21 protein-coding genes are annotated in these 22796 nt (G+C 36.7%); 16 read left to right on the top strand and 5 right to left on the bottom strand.

Going from position 1 to position 22796, the window contains the following annotated elements:
- Positions 1–4: 4 nt before the first annotated feature.
- Positions 5–475: a hypothetical protein gene (locus tag ACO052_RS21810; RefSeq protein WP_422105916.1), complete on the bottom strand. Its 471-nt coding sequence runs from the start codon at positions 473–475 to the stop codon at positions 5–7.
- Between the two features lie 80 nt (positions 476–555).
- On the opposite strand from ACO052_RS21810, the gene rsgA reads away from it, so the two are divergent.
- The 8 genes from rsgA (at position 556) to rlmN (ending at position 9808) form a co-directional block, all read left to right on the top strand.
- Entirely contained in the window at positions 556–1506 is a 951-nt protein-coding gene (rsgA, locus tag ACO052_RS21805) for a ribosome small subunit-dependent GTPase A (protein ID WP_422105915.1), read from the top strand.
- Positions 1503–1955 carry a D-aminoacyl-tRNA deacylase gene (gene dtd, locus ACO052_RS21800; RefSeq protein ID WP_422105914.1) on the top strand — a complete coding sequence of 151 codons (453 nt, stop codon included), beginning with the start codon at positions 1503–1505 and terminating at the stop codon, positions 1953–1955. Before rsgA ends, dtd begins: the two co-directional genes overlap by 4 nt.
- Positions 1956–2085: 130 nt before the next feature.
- Complete coding sequence (locus ACO052_RS21795; protein ID WP_422105913.1) at positions 2086–4002, top strand: DUF3857 domain-containing protein; 1917 nt, start codon at positions 2086–2088, stop codon at positions 4000–4002.
- A 2-nt stretch (positions 4003–4004) separates the two neighbouring features.
- Positions 4005–5957: a transglutaminase domain-containing protein gene (locus tag ACO052_RS21790; RefSeq protein WP_422105912.1), complete on the top strand. Its 1953-nt coding sequence runs from the start codon at positions 4005–4007 to the stop codon at positions 5955–5957.
- Entirely contained in the window at positions 5957–6283 is a 327-nt protein-coding gene (locus tag ACO052_RS21785; RefSeq protein ID WP_422105911.1) for a nucleotide pyrophosphohydrolase, read from the top strand. The genes ACO052_RS21790 and ACO052_RS21785 overlap by 1 nt, the downstream gene beginning before the upstream one ends.
- 29 nt (positions 6284–6312) lie before the next feature.
- Positions 6313–7539 (top strand): 3-phosphoshikimate 1-carboxyvinyltransferase, encoded by a 1227-nt coding sequence (locus tag ACO052_RS21780; protein ID WP_422105910.1) that lies wholly within the window; start codon positions 6313–6315, stop codon positions 7537–7539.
- A gap of 71 nt (positions 7540–7610) precedes the next feature.
- Entirely contained in the window at positions 7611–8660 is a 1050-nt protein-coding gene (gene queA, locus ACO052_RS21775) for a tRNA preQ1(34) S-adenosylmethionine ribosyltransferase-isomerase QueA (protein ID WP_422105909.1), read from the top strand.
- Between the two features lie 107 nt (positions 8661–8767).
- On the top strand, positions 8768–9808 hold the full coding sequence (gene rlmN / locus ACO052_RS21770; RefSeq protein ID WP_422105908.1) for a 23S rRNA (adenine(2503)-C(2))-methyltransferase RlmN: 1041 nt from the start codon (positions 8768–8770) through the stop codon (positions 9806–9808).
- Between the two features lie 52 nt (positions 9809–9860).
- Here rlmN and ACO052_RS21765 read toward each other — a convergent pair whose 3' ends face one another.
- On the bottom strand, positions 9861–11444 hold the full coding sequence (locus tag ACO052_RS21765) for a choice-of-anchor J domain-containing protein (protein WP_422105907.1): 1584 nt from the start codon (positions 11442–11444) through the stop codon (positions 9861–9863).
- A gap of 245 nt (positions 11445–11689) precedes the next feature.
- Positions 11690–12589 carry a choice-of-anchor J domain-containing protein gene (locus ACO052_RS21760; protein WP_422105906.1) on the bottom strand — a complete coding sequence of 300 codons (900 nt, stop codon included), beginning with the start codon at positions 12587–12589 and terminating at the stop codon, positions 11690–11692.
- 131 nt (positions 12590–12720) lie between these two features.
- On the opposite strand from ACO052_RS21760, the gene ACO052_RS21755 reads away from it, so the two are divergent.
- The 6 genes from ACO052_RS21755 (at position 12721) to dnaG (ending at position 19854) form a co-directional block, all read left to right on the top strand.
- A complete protein-coding gene (locus ACO052_RS21755) occupies positions 12721–13698 on the top strand; it encodes a polyprenyl synthetase family protein (protein ID WP_422105905.1) in 978 nt (325 codons plus the stop codon).
- Positions 13699–13816: 118 nt separating this feature from the next.
- Positions 13817–14380, top strand: coding sequence for an RNA polymerase sigma factor (locus ACO052_RS21750; RefSeq protein WP_422105904.1), 564 nt, complete (start codon positions 13817–13819; stop codon positions 14378–14380).
- Positions 14367–15158, top strand: a complete 792-nt coding sequence (locus tag ACO052_RS21745) for a hypothetical protein (protein WP_422105903.1) — start codon at positions 14367–14369, stop codon at positions 15156–15158. Before ACO052_RS21750 ends, ACO052_RS21745 begins: the two co-directional genes overlap by 14 nt.
- Before the next feature lie 46 nt (positions 15159–15204).
- Positions 15205–16293 (top strand): hypothetical protein, encoded by a 1089-nt coding sequence (locus ACO052_RS21740; RefSeq protein ID WP_422105902.1) that lies wholly within the window; start codon positions 15205–15207, stop codon positions 16291–16293.
- 148 nt (positions 16294–16441) lie between these two features.
- Complete coding sequence (locus ACO052_RS21735; protein ID WP_422105901.1) at positions 16442–17587, top strand: acyltransferase family protein; 1146 nt, start codon at positions 16442–16444, stop codon at positions 17585–17587.
- A gap of 299 nt (positions 17588–17886) precedes the next feature.
- Positions 17887–19854, top strand: coding sequence for a DNA primase (dnaG, locus tag ACO052_RS21730; protein ID WP_422108096.1), 1968 nt, complete (start codon positions 17887–17889; stop codon positions 19852–19854).
- Between the two features lie 4 nt (positions 19855–19858).
- On the opposite strand, the gene ACO052_RS21725 is transcribed toward dnaG, so the two are convergent.
- Entirely contained in the window at positions 19859–20488 is a 630-nt protein-coding gene (locus tag ACO052_RS21725) for a response regulator (RefSeq protein WP_422105900.1), read from the bottom strand.
- Positions 20489–20622: 134 nt separating this feature from the next.
- Positions 20623–21411 carry an NAD(+) synthase gene (nadE, locus tag ACO052_RS21720; protein WP_422105899.1) on the bottom strand — a complete coding sequence of 263 codons (789 nt, stop codon included), beginning with the start codon at positions 21409–21411 and terminating at the stop codon, positions 20623–20625.
- A gap of 91 nt (positions 21412–21502) precedes the next feature.
- On the opposite strand from nadE, the gene gldB reads away from it, so the two are divergent.
- Both gldB and gldC read left to right on the top strand, forming a co-directional pair.
- Positions 21503–22459: a gliding motility lipoprotein GldB gene (gene gldB / locus ACO052_RS21715; protein WP_422105898.1), complete on the top strand. Its 957-nt coding sequence runs from the start codon at positions 21503–21505 to the stop codon at positions 22457–22459.
- A complete protein-coding gene (gldC, locus tag ACO052_RS21710; protein ID WP_422105897.1) occupies positions 22459–22794 on the top strand; it encodes a gliding motility protein GldC in 336 nt (111 codons plus the stop codon). Before gldB ends, gldC begins: the two co-directional genes overlap by 1 nt.
- Positions 22795–22796: the final 2 nt, after the last annotated feature.

Raw genomic sequence — 22796 nt, 5'->3', positions numbered from 1 at the left:
TGGTTTATCGCTCTCGTTTAAAAATGTAACGGGTTACAAATATGCCTTGACCATCACCATCTCCTGCATCACTTTCCGATGAGCTTGACACAAATGCAAGTTCCCATCCTTCTTGCCCCATGGCTATGAGTTTAGAAGTGATGACCGCATCATTGGCGACAATATTTTGAAAGCGAATACCACCGATATTATAGAAGTTAAGGAGTTTGGTTTCCTCAAAATCTTTAACACGAATATTTTTTCGTTTAGACTTGTTTCTGGTGTTGTCGTCTTCCGTTTGTTCGGAAGTGAATTCAGAATAGTCCCTTTCCACATTAGACGATATGAGTCTTGAGCGACCTAAGCCGCTTGGAACAATAGATTCTACGCTTGTAATGACTTTGTATTCAACACTTGGCGATTGATTCTGATTTATAAAAGAAAATGAAATCAGTCCGAAAACGATAGCGACGATGAATAAGATTTTTGTTTTCATAATTGTTGATTTTAGGTTTAAGCTCTAAATTAAAGACTTTTTAGTTAAAAGTTGTTTCTTTGTTATTATTAATCACTTGAATGACAGGAACAGTATATAAATCTACCGGAAGCTGGTACACCGTTAAAACAATGAACGGTAAGTTTTATGAGTGCCGAATAAAGGGAAGGTTTAGACTACAGGGTATTAAAAGTACCAATCCTATAGCAGTTGGTGATAGCGTTCAGTTTGAGTTAGAAACTAAGAATAACAAGGAAACAGGAGTTATAAACCGGATTGAAGAGCGCAGTAACTACATTGTTCGCAAATCAGTAAACCTCTCAAAACAGACGCATATCATTGCGGCTAATATCGACCTAGTCTTTCTTTTGATTACCATAGATAATCCACCTACGTTTACAAGCTTTATCGATCGCTTTTTAGTAACGGCAGAAGCCTATGCCGTTAAAACGGTATTACTGTTCAACAAAATCGATACGTATAATACCGAAGCTTTAAATGAAGTCAACTATTTAATGGCTATTTATAGACCTATAGGTTACGAGTGTATTGAAATTTCAGCTAAAACGGGCCAAAATATTGATAAAGTAAAGACTTTAATGCTCGGTAAAGTGAGTATGTTTTCTGGACACTCAGGTGTCGGAAAATCTACCTTGGTTAATGCTATAGAGCCTTCATTAGAGCTTAAGACTAAAGAGATTTCAGAACAGCACATGCAAGGGCAACATACGACGACTTTTGCAGAAATGTTCGATTTAAGTTTTGATGCCAAAATTATAGATACACCAGGCATTAAAGGTTTTGGTATTGTGGATATGGATAAAGAAGAACTTGGAGATTATTTTCCCGAGTTTTTTGCATTGAAGCAATATTGTAAATTCAATAATTGTCTGCATTTAAAGGAACCCAAATGTGCCGTAAAATTGGCGCTCGAAAATGGTGAGGTATCGTATTCGAGGTACCGCAGTTACCTTCAGATTTTAGAAGGCGAAGAGGAAAATTATAGAACGGATAATTGGGATAACGAATGAAAGTAGTCGTGCAACGCGTGTCTGAAGCCTCTGTGGTTATTGACAAAAAAAAGGTGGCGTCCATAAAGAATGGATTGTTGGTGTTGTTGGGTATTATCAATGAGGATACACATGAAGATATAGAATGGTTGTGCAAAAAAATAATTAACCTCAGGATTTTTCCTGACGAAAATAACATTATGAATACGTCCTTGCTTGATGCAAAAGGGGAGCTCATTTTGGTAAGTCAATTTACACTACACGCCAGTACCAAAAAAGGGAATAGGCCGAGCTATATCAAAGCAGCCAAGCCAGATGTAGCCATTCCTTTGTATGAAATGTTTAAAGAAAAATTACAGTCACACTTAAGTCAACCCATTCAAACAGGCCAATTTGGGGCAGATATGAAAGTGCAGCTTATCAATGACGGCCCCGTCACCATAATCATAGACTCTAAGCAAAGAGAATAACGATTTAAAAAGGGATTAAAACGCAAAAAAATGCGAATAATCGAAAAATTCAAAATTGTAGGGATAAGGTGACAATTATCATTTGGATAATAGAATTTCCTTTTTATCTTGTTCACCTAAACTTAATGTAATGACTAAAATAAAAACTGCGGTTTTTAGTGTCTTGCTGTTTATACCTTTTCTTAGCCTTTCCCAAACAGAAGATCTATATAAATCCGAGTCCATTCCCACAGAACTTAAAAACAAAGTAAATGCTGTAGTCAGACTTAATCAACTGGATGTTACTATAGATGCTCAAGATGACCTATCCATGGTTCATAAGAGAATTGTAACAGTCTTAAATGAAAAGGGGAATGCTGTAGTTGGCGCGATTTCTGGATATGATAAATACAACAAGATAAGGCGGATTGAAGCCAAGATTTTTAATGCAGAGGGTAAGGAGATAAAAAAGTTTAAGAAGAAAGATTTTATAGACCGCAGTGCCGTAGATGGAGGTACCTTATATTCTGACTCAAGAGTTATGTTTATGGGTTATATGCCTGTAGATTATCCTTATACAGTGGAGTTCTCTTGTGAAATTGAGTCGTCCAATACGGCTGCAATTCCGACCTGGAGACCTATAAATAATTACTATGTAGGTGTAGAGAAAGATAGATACACTTTAACAGATAATGCAAATTTAGGCTTGCGCTTTAAGGAAAAAAATCTCAGGGATTATAATATTACAAAGAATAATTCTCCGACTTCACTTCAACTTACCTTAGAAATGGCAAGTCCGATTGTACCAGAACAATTAAGTCCGTCGTATCATAAGCTTTTTCCTCAAGTGCTAGTTGCGGTAGAAAATTTTTCATTTTATGGTGTTGAGGGCCAGGCTAAAAACTGGTTGGAGTTTGGGAATTGGATGAATAATGCCCTTTTGGAAGGAAGAAACCAAGTAACCGAAGCGACAAAAAGCGAGATTTTAAAATTAACAGAGAACTATCAGGACCCATTGGCAAAAGCTAAGGCCGTGTTCGAGTACGTTCAAGAGAATACACGATATATTAGTGTACAAGTTGGGATAGGAGGAGTGCAGCCGATTTCTGCATTAGAGGTCGATGAATTAAAATATGGGGATTGCAAAGGGTTGACTAATTATACCCAAGCTCTACTTGAAATAGCAGGGGTTGAATCGTATTACTCTATTGTAGAAGCAGGAAATGAAATCGTAGATTTAGAAGATGATTTTGCATCGTTGGAGCAAGGCAATCATATTATATTAGCGATTCCTACAGAGCAAGATATGGTTTGGTTGGATTGTACCAGCCAATTACATCCATTTGATTTTATTGGTGATTTTACAGACAGTCGAAATGTCCTTGTTATTAAACCAGATGCCAGCGAAATAATTAAAACAAAGGTATATCCTGATAGTTTAAATTATCAATATACCCATGCCCAAATTAAACTTGATCCCACCGGTAACTTACAGTCTACCATTAATAGAAAAACAAAAGGCCTGCAATATGATAATAGATTCTATCTAGAGAGGCAGTCTAACGATGATATCATAGAATATTATAAAGAATACTGGGACTACGTCAATAATCTTGAAGTCTTAAAATACGATTTTAACAATAACAAAATTGATGTGGTATTCAATGAGACTATTGAAGTTTTTGCTGGTAATTATGGGACTTTGACTGGTGATAGATTATTATTTAAGCCCAACATTTTTAATCAAAACACATACGTGCCAAAACGATATAGAAATCGAAAAATGCCAATTGAAATAGCGCGTGGCTATTTAGATGAAGATAGTTTTGAAATCGAATTACCAGAAGGATATGAAGTAGAGGCCTTGCCTAATGATGTTTTAGTTGAAACCAAATTTGGGAAATACCAATTAAAGCTAAAAAATAATGGTGATTCAATTTCTTGTACTAGGAAATTATTCATTAAGAAAGGGGAATATCCAAGTACGGATTATAAAAGTTATAGAGACTTCAGAAAGCAGGTTTCAAAAGGAGATAATTCAAAAATAGTATTAAAATTAATTAGTTAAAGATGGTTAAAAGACTTATAATTCTTGTCGTTTTATGGGGAGTTGTTCAATTCTCTTCTTCACAAAGTGTCGAATTTGGAAAAGTATCCATGGAGGAGCTAAAAGAAAAGGCGTATGCTAAGGATTCGTCGGCTAATGCCGCTGTTCTCTATAAATATCGCAAGACCTACTTTGCATCAAATGTTTCGAGCTTTTCCCTTATTACTGAAGTTCACGAGCGCATTAAAATATATAATAAAGATGGCTTTGACAAAGCTACCATATCATTAACCTTGTATAAGAGCCGTGGCACTAAAGAGAATATAGGTAAGCTAAAAGCCTATACTTATAATTTGGAAGATGGTCGAATAAAAAAGACTGAACTTGAGAAAGACCAGATTTACAAGAGTGAGTACAGCTACAATTATAACGAGGTGAGATTTACAATGCCCAATGTTAAAGAGGGTTCGGTATTAGATATTAAATATAAGATTACCTCGCCGTTTTACTTTAATATTGATGAGTTTAGATTTCAATATGATATCCCTGTCAAAAAGCTGGAGGCCGAACTACGTACGCCAAAAGTTGCCAATTTTAATCCCAAACATAAGGGCTATATTGATTTTTATCCTCAAAGGACCAGAGTCAGGGATGTCCGTATGAATATGCCTGCCGATGTACTTAAGTATACTTTAGAGGATGTGCCAGCAATGAAAGAAGAGAGCTTTGTGAATAATATAGATAACTATAGGGCGGGAGTGACTTTTGAGTTAACATCCATCATTATTCCCGGTAATGCACCACAATATTATTCTAAAACATGGGGAGATGTGGCCAAAATGATTGGAAACACGGATGACTACAAAAACGAATTGGATAAAACCAACTCTTTTGACGATTCCTTAGATGAATTAATTGCTAATGAGACCGATAATATGGGTAAAATGAAGGCCATATTTAAACATGTAAAAGAGAACATAAAATGGAATGGTGTCGATGGCAAGTATTTCCAAAAAGGGATTCGGAAAGCATTAAAAGAACGTAAAGGTAATGCGGCCGATATAAACTTAACCATGGTGGCTATGTTGCGCTATGCGGGAATTGATGCAAATCCATTAGTCATAAGTACAAGAGATAATCTTGTGCCGTTTTTCCCTACGGTAGATCGCCTTAATTATGTCATTGCCTATGCTGTAATGGATGGAGAACAATATTTTCTAGATGCTACAGACGAATTTAGTGATATAAATATGTTACCGCTCAAAGACTATAATTGGAAGGGCATTTTAGTAGATAACAATAAAATGGTATGGAGTAATGTTGGCATAAAAGAACCTACTTTTGGTGTTTCACAGTATATAATAAATGCCAGTATAGACGAAGAAGGAATTCTTGAAGGTGATTTAAAAGCACGATATACCAATCATAGTGCGTATCAATTCAGAAATAATTTTAAAAACAAACAAGATTTAGAAACTTTTATTATCGCCAAAGAAGGACGTCTCGAAGATATAGAGATATCGGATTATAAAGCCGAAAATACGGATATTTCTGAGGGTTATGTTTCTGAGTCCTTTACCTTTTATAAAGAGTCTTCTGCAGATGTTATTGATGATAAAATTTACGTTGTTCCGAGCCTATTTTTTAAAATTTCTGAAAATCCTTTTAAAACAGAAAAGCGCGAATATCCGATTGATTTTGGTTATCCGACAAAAGAACGCTATATGACCAATATAACAGTACCTGATGGTTACGTTGTTGAGTCCATACCAGAACCATTGATTTTACAACTACCTGAAGACCTTGGAAAGTTTCAGTTTTCTCCAAAAGTTGTTGGAAATAAAATTAACTTAGCAGCCTTTATTGAGTTGAAACAGTCGATTGTGGGACCGGAAATGTATCCATATCTGCAAGCGTTTTTTAATCAAATCATTGACAAACAGAAGGAACAAATCGTATTAACAAAGTCCAAATAATGAATATCAAAGACGCACAGAAAGCGGTTGACCATTGGATAAAAGCCCATGGTGTAAGATACTTCAATGAACTTACAAATATGGCCCAACTTACAGAAGAAGTTGGTGAAGTGGCACGAATTATTGCAAGGCGCTACGGCGAACAAAGTGAAAAAGAAAGTGACAAGGATAAAGACCTAGGAGAAGAATTGGCCGATGTGCTATTTGTAGTCCTGTGTTTAGCTAACCAGACCGGCATTGATTTGCAGGAAGCTTTTGATAGGAAAATGGACAAAAAAGCCAAACGCGATCACGATAGACACCATAATAATGATAAATTAAAGTAGATTTGCTACTTAATTAATATCAAATATTTGTGGACGTTCACATTCATAGGTCAACGACTCATCGCAAGTCGTCCCTTACCATAACAGGTTCAAAAAGCGAATCCAATAGAGCACTATTGCTACAAGCTTTATATCCTCAAGTTAGTATCGAAAATGTATCGAACTCTGATGATTCTGTACTGATGAAAAAAGCTTTGGTGGCCAAAGATGATCATATTGATATTCATCATGCAGGAACGGCGATGCGATTTTTAACGGCTTATTTTTCTATTCAAGAGGGTCGAGACGTGATCTTAACAGGCTCTTCACGGATGAAAGAGCGACCTATAAAAATTCTCGTAGACGCCCTAAGAGATCTTGGTGCTGATATAGCATATCTGGAAAATGAGGGTTTTCCACCTTTACGAATAAAAGGAAAAAAACTAGTGAATTCCAGAGTGACTTTAAAGGCTAATGTGAGTAGCCAGTACATTTCGGCGCTCCTATTAATCGCGTCGCGATTAGGCGATGGCTTAGAACTTACTTTAGATGGAATGATAACTTCCGTACCTTACATTAAAATGACCTTAAGTCTTTTGGATCAGCTAGGCATTGAAAATAGCTTTGAGGGCGGTACCATTGTGGTAAAACCTTTTTCTCCAAAATTCGAATCTAAAACCATTGTTGTAGAGTCCGATTGGTCATCAGCATCCTACTATTATAGTATTATAGCCTTGAGTGATTTAGATACCGAAATCACATTAAGCACGTATAAGAATGAATCGCTTCAAGGTGATTCGGTTTTGGCTGAAGTATACCAAGCGTTTGGGATTGAGACTATTTTTCGTAGTAATGCGATAACACTCAGAAAGGCCGCCATTATAGATGAAACATCGTCAATTCGTTTTGATTTAAGTAATGCGCCAGACATTGCGCAAACCATTGCCGTTACTGCTTTTGGTCTAGGATTAGAATGTTATCTCACAGGCTTACATACCTTAAAGATTAAGGAGACCGATCGCTTGGTAGCCCTAAAAACTGAATTAGAAAAGCTAGGAGCTGAGGTCAGTATTACAGAGGCGACCTTACATCTTAAACCGGCTGAGACTATAAACGGTAATATCTCAATTGCTACCTATAATGACCACAGAATGGCCATGGCCTTTGCCCCATTAGGATTAAAAACAACATTACACATTCAAAATGCGGATGTGGTAAGTAAATCCTATCCTCAGTTTTGGAAGGATTTAAGTGCTGTTGGATTCCGTTTAAAATAAACCCGTATTTACTTGACAAGGCCTATGTTGAGATTGTATATTTGCAACTTCAAAAAAATAAACCACCTCATATGAAATTATCGCACTTCAATTTTAACCTTCCTGAAGAATTATTAGCAGAACATCCAGCAGAGCACAGAGATGAATCTCGACTGATGGTTTTGGATAGAGCTAATCAAAAAATCGAACACAAATTGTTTAAAGATGTTATCGATTATTTTGATGAAGGCGATGTTATGATTTTAAATAACACCAAAGTTTTTCCTGCAAGACTTTATGGTAATAAGGAAAAGACGGGAGCCCGTATTGAAGTTTTTTTACTTCGCGAGTTAAATCAAGATCAACGTCTATGGGATGTTTTGGTAGATCCCGCGCGTAAAATTAGGATAGGGAATAAATTGTATTTCGGGGATGACGAAACTTTAGTCGCCGAAGTCATTGATAATACGACCTCTAGAGGGCGTACCTTACGTTTCCTCTATGATGGATCCTATAATGATTTTAGAAGAAAGTTGACCGAGCTAGGAGAAACACCACTGCCAAAATATATTAAACGTGCTGTGGAACCCGAAGATGAAGAGCGTTATCAAACTATATTTGCCAAGAATGAAGGAGCAGTAGCTGCACCAACGGCCGGATTGCATTTTTCAAAGCACCTTTTAAAGCGTTTGGAAATCAAAGGTGTGGATATGGCTGAAGTGACACTACATGTAGGGCTAGGAACTTTTAATCCGGTAGAGGTTGAAGATTTGTCCAAGCACAAAATGGATAGTGAAGAAATAGTGATTACGGAGCGTGCTGCTGATGTTGTGAATCGAGGTATTGACAACAAGAAACGCGTTTGTGCTGTTGGTACCACATCTATGCGTACCATAGAGAGTTCCGTCTCTTCCAATGGTCGATTAAATCCTTTTGAAGGTTGGACTAATAAGTTTATTTTCCCGCCTTATGATTTTAGTATAGCCAACTGTATGATTACTAATTTTCATACGCCAAAATCCACCTTATTGATGATGATATCGGCATTTGCTGGACATGATTTTGTAAAGCATGCCTATGAGGAAGCCGTAAAGGAAAAATACAGGTTTTATTCTTATGGTGATGCCATGCTTATTATCTAAATTGAAATTAAAAATACATATTAGAGCCTCTGCACTTCGACTTTGCTAGTGACAAGAGGCTTTTTTTATTAAGTGGATCATATCATATTTAAGTACTTTTACACCAGATGGAAGTTAAAAAGAAAGACATAAGAGCATTAACTAAAGATCAGTTAAGGGATTTCTTTGTAAAGCAAGGTGATAAGGCGTTTAGGGGTAACCAAGTGTATGAGTGGTTATGGCAGAAGTCCGCACATAGTTTTGAAGATATGACCAATATATCTTTAAAAACTCGTGAAATGCTCAAAGATCATTTTGTGATTAATCATATAAAGGTCGATCAAATGCAACGCAGTGCCGATGGCACCATTAAAAATGCAGTGCGATTGCATGATGATTTAATTGTGGAGTCGGTCTTAATTCCTACGCCTACGCGCACCACAGCTTGTATATCTTCCCAGGTAGGCTGCAGTTTGGATTGTAAATTTTGTGCTACTGCAAGATTAAAACGTATGCGTAATCTTAATCCCGATGAGATCTACGACCAGGTTGTTGCTATAGATAATGAGAGTCGATTGTACCATGGTAGGCCTTTGAGTAACATTGTATTTATGGGTATGGGCGAACCACTTATGAATTACAATAATGTACTTAAAGCCATAGATAAAATTACTTCTCCTGAAGGTTTGGGAATGTCACCAAAACGTATTGTGGTTTCTACTTCCGGGGTACCTAAGATGATTAAAAAAATGGCAGATGATGGCGTAAAGTTTAAATTGGCGGTCTCCTTACATTCTGCCATTGATGAAGTAAGAACGTCTATTATGCCATTTAATGCCACATTTCCGTTAGAGCAATTGCGGGAGGCCTTGCAATATTGGTATGCCAAGACCAAGCGTAGAATTACATATGAGTATGTGGTTTGGGATGGGATTAACGATCGACGCAAAGACGTAGATGCCTTAGTGGAGTTCTGCAAATTTGCTCCCAGTAAAGTCAATCTAATTGAGTATAATCCTATAGATGATGGAGAGTTCCAACAAGCAGATTCAAAAGCATTGGATATGTATATTAATGTACTCGAAGCGCATCGCATAACAGTTACTGTAAGGCGAAGTCGAGGAAAAGATATAGATGCTGCTTGTGGTCAGTTAGCTAATAAAGGATAATAAAAAAGCGGCTCTATGCCGCTTTTTTACCAATATATTATACTCTAAGGAGTTAATTCTTTATGAATTTTATGGTTTTAGAACCACCATCTACAAATACTTTTGCTAAATATACGCCATTATTTAGAGACGCAACGTTAACAGAAATTGAAGCACCAGATAAAGGTCTAGATATTACACTCTGCCCTAACATGGAATAAACTTCAATCTTGGTCAAGGGTGTTGCAGAAGACTCTAAATTAAGCGATTTACTCGCTTTATGATAATAATATGAAAAGTTGTTTTCGTCAAATTCATTAATACTTAGTGCTTGGCTGGAAAGACCTATAGTGTCAATGAATGCTGAGTTTCCTGCAGTCGCAGAAGCTAAAAAACTAGATTTATCATGGATTCCAAAATAATACTGTCCATCAGAAGGGGGAGTATATGTTACTGATCGTTGCACATATGTTATATTTTCTAAATCATCAAGCGTCAGCAGAATGGTATTTCCAGTTCCATCATTAGTGGTAGAAACTGCAATCTCAAGATCTTTATTTGGTCTTGTGAAAGACGAAACGTCTAAATTTCTTTGAAAGAAAGAAAATGTATATTCATTTGCCGTCGTTAAATCAAAAGGACCAATGTAAACCCAAGCGTCAGCGTCTACCGTTGTTGTTGTGTTGTTGGCAAATAATGAGGCTACACCATCATTCGCAAAATCATTTGTGGTATCACCATCTGTTAAATTATCGACATTAAAATTCCAGCTACCTGTACCAGCAAAAGAAAGTCCGAAGTTTAACAATAAAGCCTGATTGGCATCTGGTTCTAAATCCTCACTATATGGCAAATTATTTAAATTGGATGGACTCGTTCCAACGATTAACTCTGTATAATTTGATAAATCACCTCCGCCACAATCTTCCCTTACGAAGACATTATAAGATACACCCGACATTAAACCAGTTAGTTGATAGGTATCCGAATTTGTAATTGAGGCGGTGCTTCCACCAGACCCTTGGGTGTAAGGGAAAACTCCCCATTCTATGTCATAATCACCAGGTGCATCCATTGATATGTCGGCAGTTGTCTGGGAAAAATCGTCGAAAGAAACACTGGGATTTAAACATCCTCCAACGAGGTCAATATTATCTATAATCCATCCATCACCATCATCATTCGTCATTACAAACGCTATATAAACACTTGAACCAATGTAAGCTGATAAATCGACTACAAAACTTTCAAATACTTGGGCTGTTGGTATATCGGTTTCAGCTACTGTTAAGAGTGGCGCTGAAAAATCTGGGATATTTGTTTGACTCGCCATTGTAGAAACCCTTACGGTTATATCAGAGAAAAAGTTTCCGGCATTTAAATCCGTCAAATCAAACGTAAGATTGCTATTTGTGGATGTTATAGCAACTTGAGGCGAAACTAACCAGTCTTCCGCTAGTCCACCATCAACATCCTCCCATATAATTAGAGGGAACCCATTATTATTCCATACCCAGGTTTCATTGGGGCCTAGACCGTTAGCTCCGGGGAAAATGGCCCAAGTGGCAGGTATTTCAGTATCAAAGGTTTCAGGAAATTGCGCATAACTTACAAAGCTTATACATAAGGTAATGAATAATAAAGTAATTCTTTTCATAAATGTTTGTTTTTGGATTAATTAATTCCGCCTAAAATAGTAAATAATTTCTTATAATTTATGTTAAATCGTTAATGTTCAATTTATCGGGGAAAAAGGTCAAGATAAATTGAATTTTACATCCAACACATAAAATAATTGGTTAGTTCTGAATTGCTTTATTTAATAAACTATGGATTTACTCGTTATCAAAATTGCAAAAAAAAAGTCCCAGTATTGGGACTTTTTTACAATTTAGAAAAATACTAATTCTTTATAAATTTAATGGTTTTAGAGCCACCGTCAACAAATATTTTTGCCAAGTAGACGCCATCCTGAAATTTCGAGACATCAATAGATTCCAAAGTGTTCGATAAAGGTTTAGAAAGCACATTCTTTCCGAGTATAGAATAGATTTCAACATTGACCATAGGCATATTTGAAGATTCTAAATTAAGCGACTTCAATTCATTATTATAATTGTAGCTAAACCTATTAAGCTCAAAATCGCTTACGCTCAATGAGGTATCTACAGAAAAATCATCGACCATAAACCCAAATTGGTCAAATGAAACACAATTAATACCAATAAATATATCCTGTCCATCATATGCTGATAAGTCTGCAGTGAATTGTCTCCAAGTTATATCATTATTAGGAACACTTTCTGGATTTGCCGATATAATAGCGAAACTTCCAGGTGCTGTATCGGTTGTCGACACACCAACTGTAAACATTTCATTAGAGAAATTGGCATCACACCCCTTATACCAAAATGACATTGTATTTCCACTCGCGGCTAGGGATATCTGAGGCGATATTAACCAGTCATCATTTCCTTGCCCCATAGAAGGAACGGCAGCAAAACATACTATGCCTTTAACACTATTATAGCCTTCCCAGTTACTGGTGGCTGATGGTGTTAATGGATCTGTGGTTGTTGTTGAATTAAAAATTTGGAAGGATTTTGCTGCTCCAGATTCAGGAAAAGTAACACCAGTAAATCCATATGTCGGTAACATGTCGACATCAGTCAAGGTCCAAGAGCCTACGCCAGTGATAGCAAAATCGGTATACGACTCAAAGTCGTCAAAGAATAAATTTGTTTGAGCATAATTGAGCTTAAATAAAGCTAACGCAAATAAAAGTAGAGTAATTTTTTTCATAAAGTTTGATTTTGATTAATTGTCTTAAAGTTACAAATAATTCGCTTTCAATTATGTTAATAACCGTATAAATCCATTTTTGTTAATTAAAACAACCTTTATTCGTAATTTTGCAATGTTTTTAGCCAAAAATGAAAATAACGGAACAAATAAAACAGCCTATAGCCTATGAGATGGAACTTTTTGAACAAAAGTTTCAGCTCTCTATGGCCAGCAAGGTCGCTTTGCTTAACAGAATAACCCATTATATCGTTAATCGCAAAGGCAAACAAATGCGTCCCATGTTTGTGTTCTTGGTCGCTAAGATGTTAAATAATGGGGAGGTGAGCGACCGAACCTATCGTGGTGCTTCCGTTATAGAGCTGATTCATACGGCAACCCTAGTACATGATGATGTGGTGGATGACAGCAATAGACGAAGAGGTTTCTTCTCCATAAATGCGCTTTGGAAAAATAAAATAGCGGTTTTGATTGGGGATTATTTGCTATCTAAAGGCTTGCTACTTTCTATTGACAATAACGATTTTGACCTATTAAAGATTATTTCTGTGGCGGTCCGTGAAATGAGCGAAGGCGAACTGTTACAAATCGAAAAAGCCAGACAGCTCGATATTACCGAAGCCATCTATTATGACATCATAAGGCAAAAAACCGCTACTTTAATTGCTGCTTGTTGTAGTCTTGGCGCCGCCTCCGTAAAACCGCATTCGACTGAAGTCGAAACGATGCGAAAGTTTGGTGAGCTTATTGGCATGGCTTTTCAAATAAAAGATGATTTGTTCGACTACGGTGATGAACAAATAGGAAAGCCAACGGGAATTGACATCAAGGAGCAGAAAATGACCTTACCCTTAATACATGTCTTAAATAAGTGCTCTAAAAAAGAGAAATCCTGGCTTATTAATTCCGTTAAGAATCACAATAAAGATAAAAAACGTGTCAAGGAAGTCATTGCTTTTGTAAAATCTAATGGAGGACTAGAATATGCCATTTCAAAAATGAAAGCCTTTCAGGAAGAAGCACTCAACTTATTGATTAATTACCCTGAATCTCCCTATAAATCTTCATTACAACTCATGGTAAATTACGTTATTAATAGAAAAAAATAGGTGTAACTATCAGTATATCATAATTTTATAAAAAAAATAAAATATTTTTCACCTTCCAGACAACCATTAATATGGAATTGGCGTCTATATCAATAGAAGTGCAATCGTAACCAACAAGATGAAAGTTATACAACTTCATAAAAACGAAACAAAACTTATACAACGAGCGGCGAAGAATAATCGCGAGGCACAGCATATATTGTATGAGTTGCACGCGCCAAAAATGTTAAGTGTGTGCAGATATTACATAAAAGATGTTTATCAGGCGGAAGAAGTGATGCTGAATGGGTTTTTTAAAGTGTTTAAATACTTAAAAACATTTAAAAATGAAGGGAGTTTTGAGGGTTGGATACGACGTATTATGGTCAGGGAAGCGATTTCATACTTGAGACAAAAAAAGACAATAGAATTTGCGGCAGAAGACGAGTATTTAGAGCATGACTATAACAATAATATTAAAACCAATATTGAGGTTGCTGAAATTCAACAATTGATAGACAGTTTACCCGAAGGCTATAAAATGGTATTTGTAATGTATGCTATAGAAGGCTATAAACACCACGAAATAGCAGATTTGTTGAACATCTCGGAAGGCACATCCAAATCGCAATTGTTTAAAGCAAGGCAGATGTTACAGAAAAAGATTAAAGAATTAAATAAGAGCAGTTATGGCACCAATTAAATTCGAAGAACAATTAAAGGACAAGCTCGAGAAACGCAGCTTACAACCATCAACCGATAGTTGGGCAAAATTGTCTGAGCGCTTAGATGCAGAAGAAAAGGATTCAAGAAAGCCATGGTTGGGTTGGTTAAGTATAGCTGCAGGGATTATTATTCTACTTGCAATAGTAGTGCGGACTTTTGGGCCTAATAACGCCCAAGAAACTCAACCTCAATTTGTTGAGGAAGAAAACATAGAGAAGGTTAATGAGATTCCATTGCCTACTTCTAACAAAAATGAACCCATCGAATTAGCGGTAGAAGATGAAACGATGCATAAGGACACTAATGATAGTGAACCAGAAAAAGTTACTGAGATTATCAACTCTAAATCAGTCATCAAAAAAAGAGCAAAAACACAACTAGCAGAACATAAGGCTACTACCACTCCTGCCGAGGAACCCAAACCAAAAGAAGCCATTAACAACGCTAATGACATTCAAAAAGCTATAGTGAATGAAACTCAAATCAATAAAGAAGCTGTTGCCATAGCACTCAAAGAGTTAAATACGGAAAAGCCATCAGTGACAGATAGGGAAGTTGATTCGCTCTTAAAATTAGCGAGCAAGGAGCTGCTTAAAGATAGATTGTTGAAGGATAGCAGTAAAACTGTGGATGCACAGTCCCTACTAGAAGCTGTAGAAGATGAAATGGGGCAGTCCTTTAGAAGTAAAGTTTATGAAGCGCTTAAGGATGGCTACAAAACTGTAAAAACGGCTGTAGCGGAACGTAACAATTAGTATTAGAATCAAATTAATCAAATATATCATCAAAAAACGAACAGTTATGAACACAATTACACGATTAGTAGTATACCTCATTATCGCATTGACGGTTGCTACGGCAAATGCACAAGACACAAAACAAGACAGTACAAAGACGTCTTCTAACGATTACAAGATAGAAGCGCTTAAGGAACTAAAAGTAAAAATTGAAAAAGAAGAACGCGAGTATTTAAAACAGGAAATTGAATCTATCAATCAGCGTTTAGACGATAAGCAAATTACCCCTGCAGAAGCAGAGGTGCTAAAAAAAGAAGCTGCTAAAAAGAGAGCAGCTAATATTGAAAATAGATTAGCGATAATCGACAATAAAATAGCACTTCTAGGTAGAAATGAACCAGGTTATGATACAAATAATGATGCAGATGCTTATTTTTCAATCAAGTTTGGGGACGACGAGGATGAATGGACTGCCGTGCGATTTGGAAGAAAGAACAAGCCCAGAAAATACGATAGACGTACCACCTCGGACATTGTCTTCGCCTTTGGGTTTAACAATGCCTTAATCGATGGGCAAGACTTAGGCGACTCACCTTATAAAATTGCAGGCTCAGGTTTTATGGAGTTAGGTTATGCTTGGAAAACTAGAATTTTTGACAATACCAATTTTTGGAGAGTAAAGTATGGATTTTCGTTTCAGTGGAACAAATTGGATATAAAGGACAATCAGTTTTTGGTGAACGATAATGATAATATCACCTTACAAGAATTTTCGGTTGAACTCAATAAAGCCAAGTTTAGAACAACCAATTTGGTGTTTCCAGTGCACTTAGAATTTGGGCCATCCAGAAAAATAGAACGAAAAGAATACTTTAGATATTCTACAAGTAATCAATTTAAAATGGGACTGGGGGGTTATGCTGGTCTAAACATCGGCAGTATGCAAAAACTAAAGTATAAGGAAGACGGCAATCGCATTAAGGATAAGCAACGCGGAGGATTTGAAGTCAACGAATTTGTGTATGGTCTTAGTGGCTATTTGGCTTGGGGCGATATCGCCTTGTATGTGAAGTACGATCTCAACCCCTTGTTTAAAGATCAGGCGGTTGACCAAAACAATATCTCGGTCGGTATCCGTTTTGATATGGATTAAACCAATCAATCACTGCATTAGATAAAACCTTAGTCGCTTCAGGACTAAGGTTTTAAACTTCAAAAATAAATACCTAAGTATTCTGGGATCTTATGAGATCTATCAGGATATCTATTCTCTTTTTTTAAAATGCAAACATAATGGGATTATGAACAAAAGACTTCATTATATCGATTGGTTAAGGGTATTGGCTTTTATGACATTAATTCTTTTTCATTGTGCCGTACCATTTGTAGGGCACTACACTTGGGAAATTAACAATGAGGATACCTCGCCTTGGATTACCAGAATTATTTGGTGGACCCATCAGTGGAGACTTCCGCTACTCTTTTTTATCGCCGGAGTAGGTGTGCGATTCTCATTGAGAAGGCGCTCCATACTGGCATTTTTTGGTGAACGCACTTTAAGACTATTATTGCCTCTAACATTTGCAATTTTCTTTATTACACCAATTCAAGTATATTTTGAATGGCTGCAAAAAGGAAGGATAAGTTCGAGTTTTATTGAATTTTATCCACAAGTATATCAGATCATTCCATACCCTGAAGGTGCTTTTACGTGGAGCCATATGTGGTTTGTCGCTTATTTATTTGTGTTTACTATTGTATTGCTTCCTGTTTTTAGTTTGGCCAAACTAAAATGGCCTACACGCTTTAAACCATTACTAAACAAAATTTTTTCTGCACCTATGGCTAACCTAATTATGGCTTCGCCATTTATACTCTATTTTTATACATTATTTGTCGATTGGCCAGAACAAGGAAGTTTAATTGATGACTGGTTTGTTTTTATATCATCAATGACATTTTATGTTTTTGGATTCTTTTTTAGTGGTATTAACTCATTTTGGCAAGCCTGTCTGAAATATAGACGTATCTACCTCTTTATTGCACTTTCATTAGCTGTGTTTTTGTTTTCCAAATATTATTGGAACTGGTTTGAAAATAAGCCCGATCAACAAAATGCACATCTATATATCTATGGGTTTTTGAATGGCATCCATATATGGGTTATCATCCTAGCTTCCATTGGCTATGCAATGCGATATCTTAATTATTCAAATAAGTATTTAAGTTATTTAAATAAGGCCATTTATCCATTTTATATACTTCATCAGGCCGTTATTGTAGCATCGGGGTATTATGTGCTTCAGTTAGATTTGGGTATAGGTGTGAAGTTGCTTATTTTAATAATACTATGTTTAGTGAGCATTTGGTTGCTCTATCATTTTATAGTTAAAAATACTGCTATCACCAGAGTTTTGTTTGGAATGAAATGGAAAAAAATGAAATAGTTTTCACTAATTGGAAACTGTGGATTCAATTTTTGAGTGTTATGAGCCCTAATCCGTTAGTGGGTTAGGGCTTTTGTTAATTGGCAATAATAAAGCAATTGCTATACTTCGACTTTGCTGACCTAGATTGATTTTTCGACAATTAAACGAAATTCGTCATTTATCATGACAATCTCAAATAACTTTTCAACACATATTTCTAATACAAATAGATTGTCTTAAATTTATTCCCGCGAAAGCGGGAGTCCGCTTATTTGTAACTTTAATTTGATAAGGTCCCCATTTTCATGGGGAATATTATGATCTCACAAAACACCATAGCACAAGTCTTTGAAACTGCCCGCGTAGAGGAGGTAATCGGGGATTTTGTACAGCTTAAAAAAGCCGGGAGTAACTTCAAAGGCTTAAGCCCTTTTAGTGAGGAGCGCACACCGAGTTTTATGGTTTCTCCGGTAAAACAAATCTGGAAGGATTTTTCTAGTGGCAAAGGTGGTAATGCCGTTACCTTTTTAATGGAACATGAGCATTTTACATATCCGGAGGCCATACGTTACTTGGCAAAGAAATACAACATCGAGATTGAAGAAACTGAACGTACCGATGCCGAAAAAGCGCAAGCTGATGCTAGGGAAAGTTTGTATTTGGTGAGTGAATATGCCAACACGTATTTTCAGAATACCTTACATAAAACAGACCAAGGGAAGGCTATTGGCCTAAGCTATTTTAAGGAACGTGGTTTTACAGAAGAAACTATAAAGAAATTCCAGTTAGGCTACTCTCTAGATGAGTGGCAGGCCTTTACGGATGAGGCTTTAGGAAAAGGTTATCAATTAGAATTTTTGGAACAAACGGGACTTACCATTGTAAAGGAAGAAAGACGATTCGACAGGTTTAAGGGACGCGTTATGTTTCCGATTCATAGTATGAGTGGTCGTATCCTAGGGTTTGGCGGTCGTATTTTAACCAATGATAAAAAAGCAGCCAAGTACCTCAATTCACCAGAGAGTGATATCTATCATAAAAGTAAGGTACTTTACGGTTTGTACTTTGCTAAACAGACCATTGCTAAAGAAGATAATTGTTATTTGGTAGAAGGGTACACTGATGTGATACAGTTCTATCAGACGGGAGTTAAAAACGTTGTATCGTCTTCAGGTACGGCATTAACGCCCGAACAGATAAGACTCATCAATAGGCTTACCAAGAACATTACGGTGCTTTTTGATGGGGATGCGGCTGGAATTAGAGCTTCCATTCGAGGGATTGATCTCATCTTAGAGCAGGGCATGAACGTGAAGGTATGTACCTTCCCGGATGGCGAAGATCCAGATAGTTTTGCCAAGTCGAATACTTTGGAAGAACTTACCAATTATCTCAATGAAAATGCCAAGGATTTTATTCAGTTTAAGGCCTCACTTTTAGTTAAGGAGACGCATAATGATCCTATAAAAAAGGCAGAAACCATTCGGGAAATTGTCAATAGTATATCTAAAATACCTGATGCCATCAAACGTGAAATCTATATTCGCGAATGTGCGTCCATTATGGATATAAGTGAAAATGTACTGTTCAGCACCTTGGCGCAGATTAGCAAAAAGGAATTTCAGGAAGCCAATAAAACATACAAACAAGCGCAAAAAGCTTTTGATGTGGTGAAAAATGAGTCGCAACAGAAGCCAAAAGTGGATGTGCAATATGAGCTGGAGCGCAAGATTATTGAAATTCTGATGCTGTATGGCAACCGAACAGAACAGTTTGAAGATCTAATTTTAAAGGAAGACGAAGTGTCTGGTGAACTACTACTAGAACCAGCAATTCATGAAGCACGCGTATTCGAAAAAATCTATCTCGATCTACAAGAAGATGAAATGATGTTCTCCAATGAAAAGTTTAGGCAATTATACTATTCCATTATAGATAAACTCAACCAAGACGACCATTTCTCAACGAAGGATTTTATCAATCACCTGGACCAAGAATCCGCTAGTGAGGTTACTAGTATTTTAATGGAAGATGAAAAATACAATCTCCATGATTGGGAGCGCAATCAAATCATCCCTAAAGAGAAGGAACATTCGATAGCCCAATTAGTGAGTCAGACCATTCTAAGCTTACGTTGTTATCTTATAGACCAAAAAGTGGCCGAGTACAAAAACGAAACTTTAAAAGACAACGTAGATTCAAGGTCCATTATAGAGGATGTTAAAGACTACGTTGGTCTTAAGATGCTTTTATCCAGAAAACTTGGTAAAGTAATAGGTGGTTAAGCCACTACGTTAAGTTATGATGTTTTGCTTGGTGAATTAAGTCAACAATATTATTCACGTTGAGTTTTTTAAAAAGCCTCGCTTTATAAGTACTTACCGTTTTCTCGTTGATATCTAACTCTTCGGCAATTTCCTTATTTTTTCTACCAATAGAAAGCAACTTTAATACTTCGACCTCTCTGGTAGACAATTTCTTAAACATGCGACTTCGACTCTTTCGGGTGTCCTCATAGCGCAAATGCTTATCCATTTTTTCGCTCAGAGATACTTCACCACCATGAATTTTCCTTATGGCAGTTTCGACAGCATCGACATTAGCAGTTTTGTTGAGGTAACCAGAGGCACCTGCTTTGAGTGTGCTTATGGCATAAATCTCCTCTGGCTGATGGCTAAACATCAAGACATTGACAGATTTATTCTCTTTTTTAATAGCTCGAAGTGCGGTAATACCGTTAAGTTCTGGTAAATCAATTTCAGATACAATGACATCAACTTGATGACGCCTTACAAATTCGAAAATCTCAATACCACTACTTAACTTACCTACTACTTCAAGATCGGGCTTACTATTCAAGAACAATTCTAATCCTGTTCTTACAATAGGGTGATTGTCAACAATCAGAATTCGTATCATGACAATTGATTTTGGTTTGTTAGGGTTAATTAGTGCGACAACAATGACTTAGTCAAGAGTATAGTAGGGTTTGTCTATGTAAAAATAGTCAAAAATTAGGCATTTGAGGTGATTTATTCGATAAAATACAAGTTTTATCTTAAATTTTTAGGAATATTGCAAACGGGTATTGGGACCATTTTATGCTGGTTTTTAGTATTGTAGCTCATAAAAATCTCGAAGACTTTACGTTGTCTTCCCTCAAAATCTTGTGCGGTTTTACCTTCAGCTTTCATGTCCATAGCCCATTCGAGTTCAGGGTAAGATGCACCGATCTGATCCTCATCACTCCGTGCGTCACCAAATAACCCATCGCTTGGTGCCGCTTTCATAATTGACTCTGGGACCTTTAGATAATCTCCTAGTGCATAAACTTCGGACTTCAGTAAATCGGCAATGGGGCTTAAATCCACACCGCCGTCACCATATTTGGTAAAGAAGCCTACCCCAAAGTCTTCGACTTTATTGCCCGTACCAGCTACGAGCCGACCTAATAAACCAGCGTGGTAATATAGTGTAGTCATTCGTAAACGGGCTCTTGTATTGGCTAGGGCCATATCAACTACAGCCTGTTCGCCTTCTAAACTAACTTCAGTTTTAAATTCTTCAAAAACAGGGGTCAAGTCAACGCGAGCTTCACTAACATTAGAGAAACGTTCTTTCAATTGAGCGATATGCTCTTGTGCCCTAGAGACATGACTTGCTGCCTGATGAATGGGCATCTCTATACATAAAAGATTCAAACCTGTCTCGGCACAAAGGGTAGAGGTTACAGCAGAATCGATGCCGCCTGATACTCCAACAACAAAGCCATTTACTCTAGCATTTGTAGCATAATCTTTTAACCAATTTATGATATAGTCGACAACCTTTTCTGTTTGCATAATGTTTATAATTTATAGGCAAAGAAGTGTACCTTTGCACAACAAAAATAGCGGAAACGTGTTAGGATTAAAAATGTTTTGTAAAATGTATATGAGATTTTTCATATGTGTAATATTCGCCCTTGTTTTAGTGTCATGCAATGAGGATTCTAAGCTAGAAAGTGCCATTTCAAATATTGAAGCGGATTTTATCATAGAGCGTTTTGACAAAGCTTATGGAGAGGCGACTCCTAAAGATTTGTCAAAGTTAAAGCAGGCCTATCCCTTTTTGTTCTCTAAACATGTATCCGATTCCGTTTGGATAGGCCGAATCAATGATCCACTACAAGACCAGTTGCTCAATGAAGTGCATAACGCCTTTTCGAATTTGCAGGATGTAAAGGGGGATTTAATGGGCCTATTTCAGCATCTTAAGTATTACGATAAAGCATTTAGTTTACCTAGAGTTGTTACCTTAACAAATGATGTGGATTACCGAAATAAAACCGTTGTTACGGATTCGTTGGTATTAATAGCTCTAGATAATTTTTTGGGTGAGGATCATGAGTTTTATCAAAATATACCGAGATATTTAGCTAAAAACATGCAGAGCAATCAAATTATGCCCGAAGTGGCGAAAGGCTATGCTAAAAAGTATACTTTCCAGACCAATAGGAAGACCTTATTGGATGAGATGATTTATTTTGGAAAACTGCTCTATTTTAAAGATAAGATGATTCCTTTTAAGTCTGACGCAGAAAAAATTGGTTATACTGAGCAAGAGCTGAAATGGGCAGAGGCCAATGAAAGTCCTATATGGAGTCATTTTATCGAAAATGAAATGCTGTACAGTACAGACAGTAAATTGCCAAGTCGTTTTATTGCAGATGCTCCATTTTCAAAGTTTTATCTACAACTAGACAATGAATCTCCTGGACGATTAGGGCAATATATTGGATGGCAAATTGTAAGGGCCTATGCTGAGACAACTGGTCTAGATGTGATGCAAATACTACAGAAAGAACCTGAAGAAATTTTTAGAAAATCTAAATTTAAACCTAAAAAATAATGGCAAAGACCATAACATCTAAAATAGAATTAAACGTTGAACTCGATGAAAACCGCATACCCGAACGATTAAACTGGTCGGCGCAAGATGGAGGGGTTAATAATGAGGAAGCCAAGGCTGTAATGTTATCGGTTTGGGATAGTAAAGCACAAGAAACGTTAAAAATAGACTTGTGGACAAAGGATATGCCAGTCGATGAGATGAAGCAGTTTTTTCATCAAACTTTAGTAACTATGAGTGATACCTTTATGCGCGCTACCCAAGACGAAAAAATGACCGCTACCATGAAGGATTTCTGTGATTATTTTGCTGAGAAGCTAGAGTTAAAAAAGTAGCG

Origin of the sequence: Winogradskyella sp. (genome assembly GCF_965228925.1) — a bacterium.
GTDB lineage: Bacteria > Bacteroidota > Bacteroidia > Flavobacteriales > Flavobacteriaceae > Winogradskyella.
The sequence above is the reverse complement of the archived record's forward strand: the minus strand, read 5'-3'. Positions and strand labels throughout refer to the sequence as shown.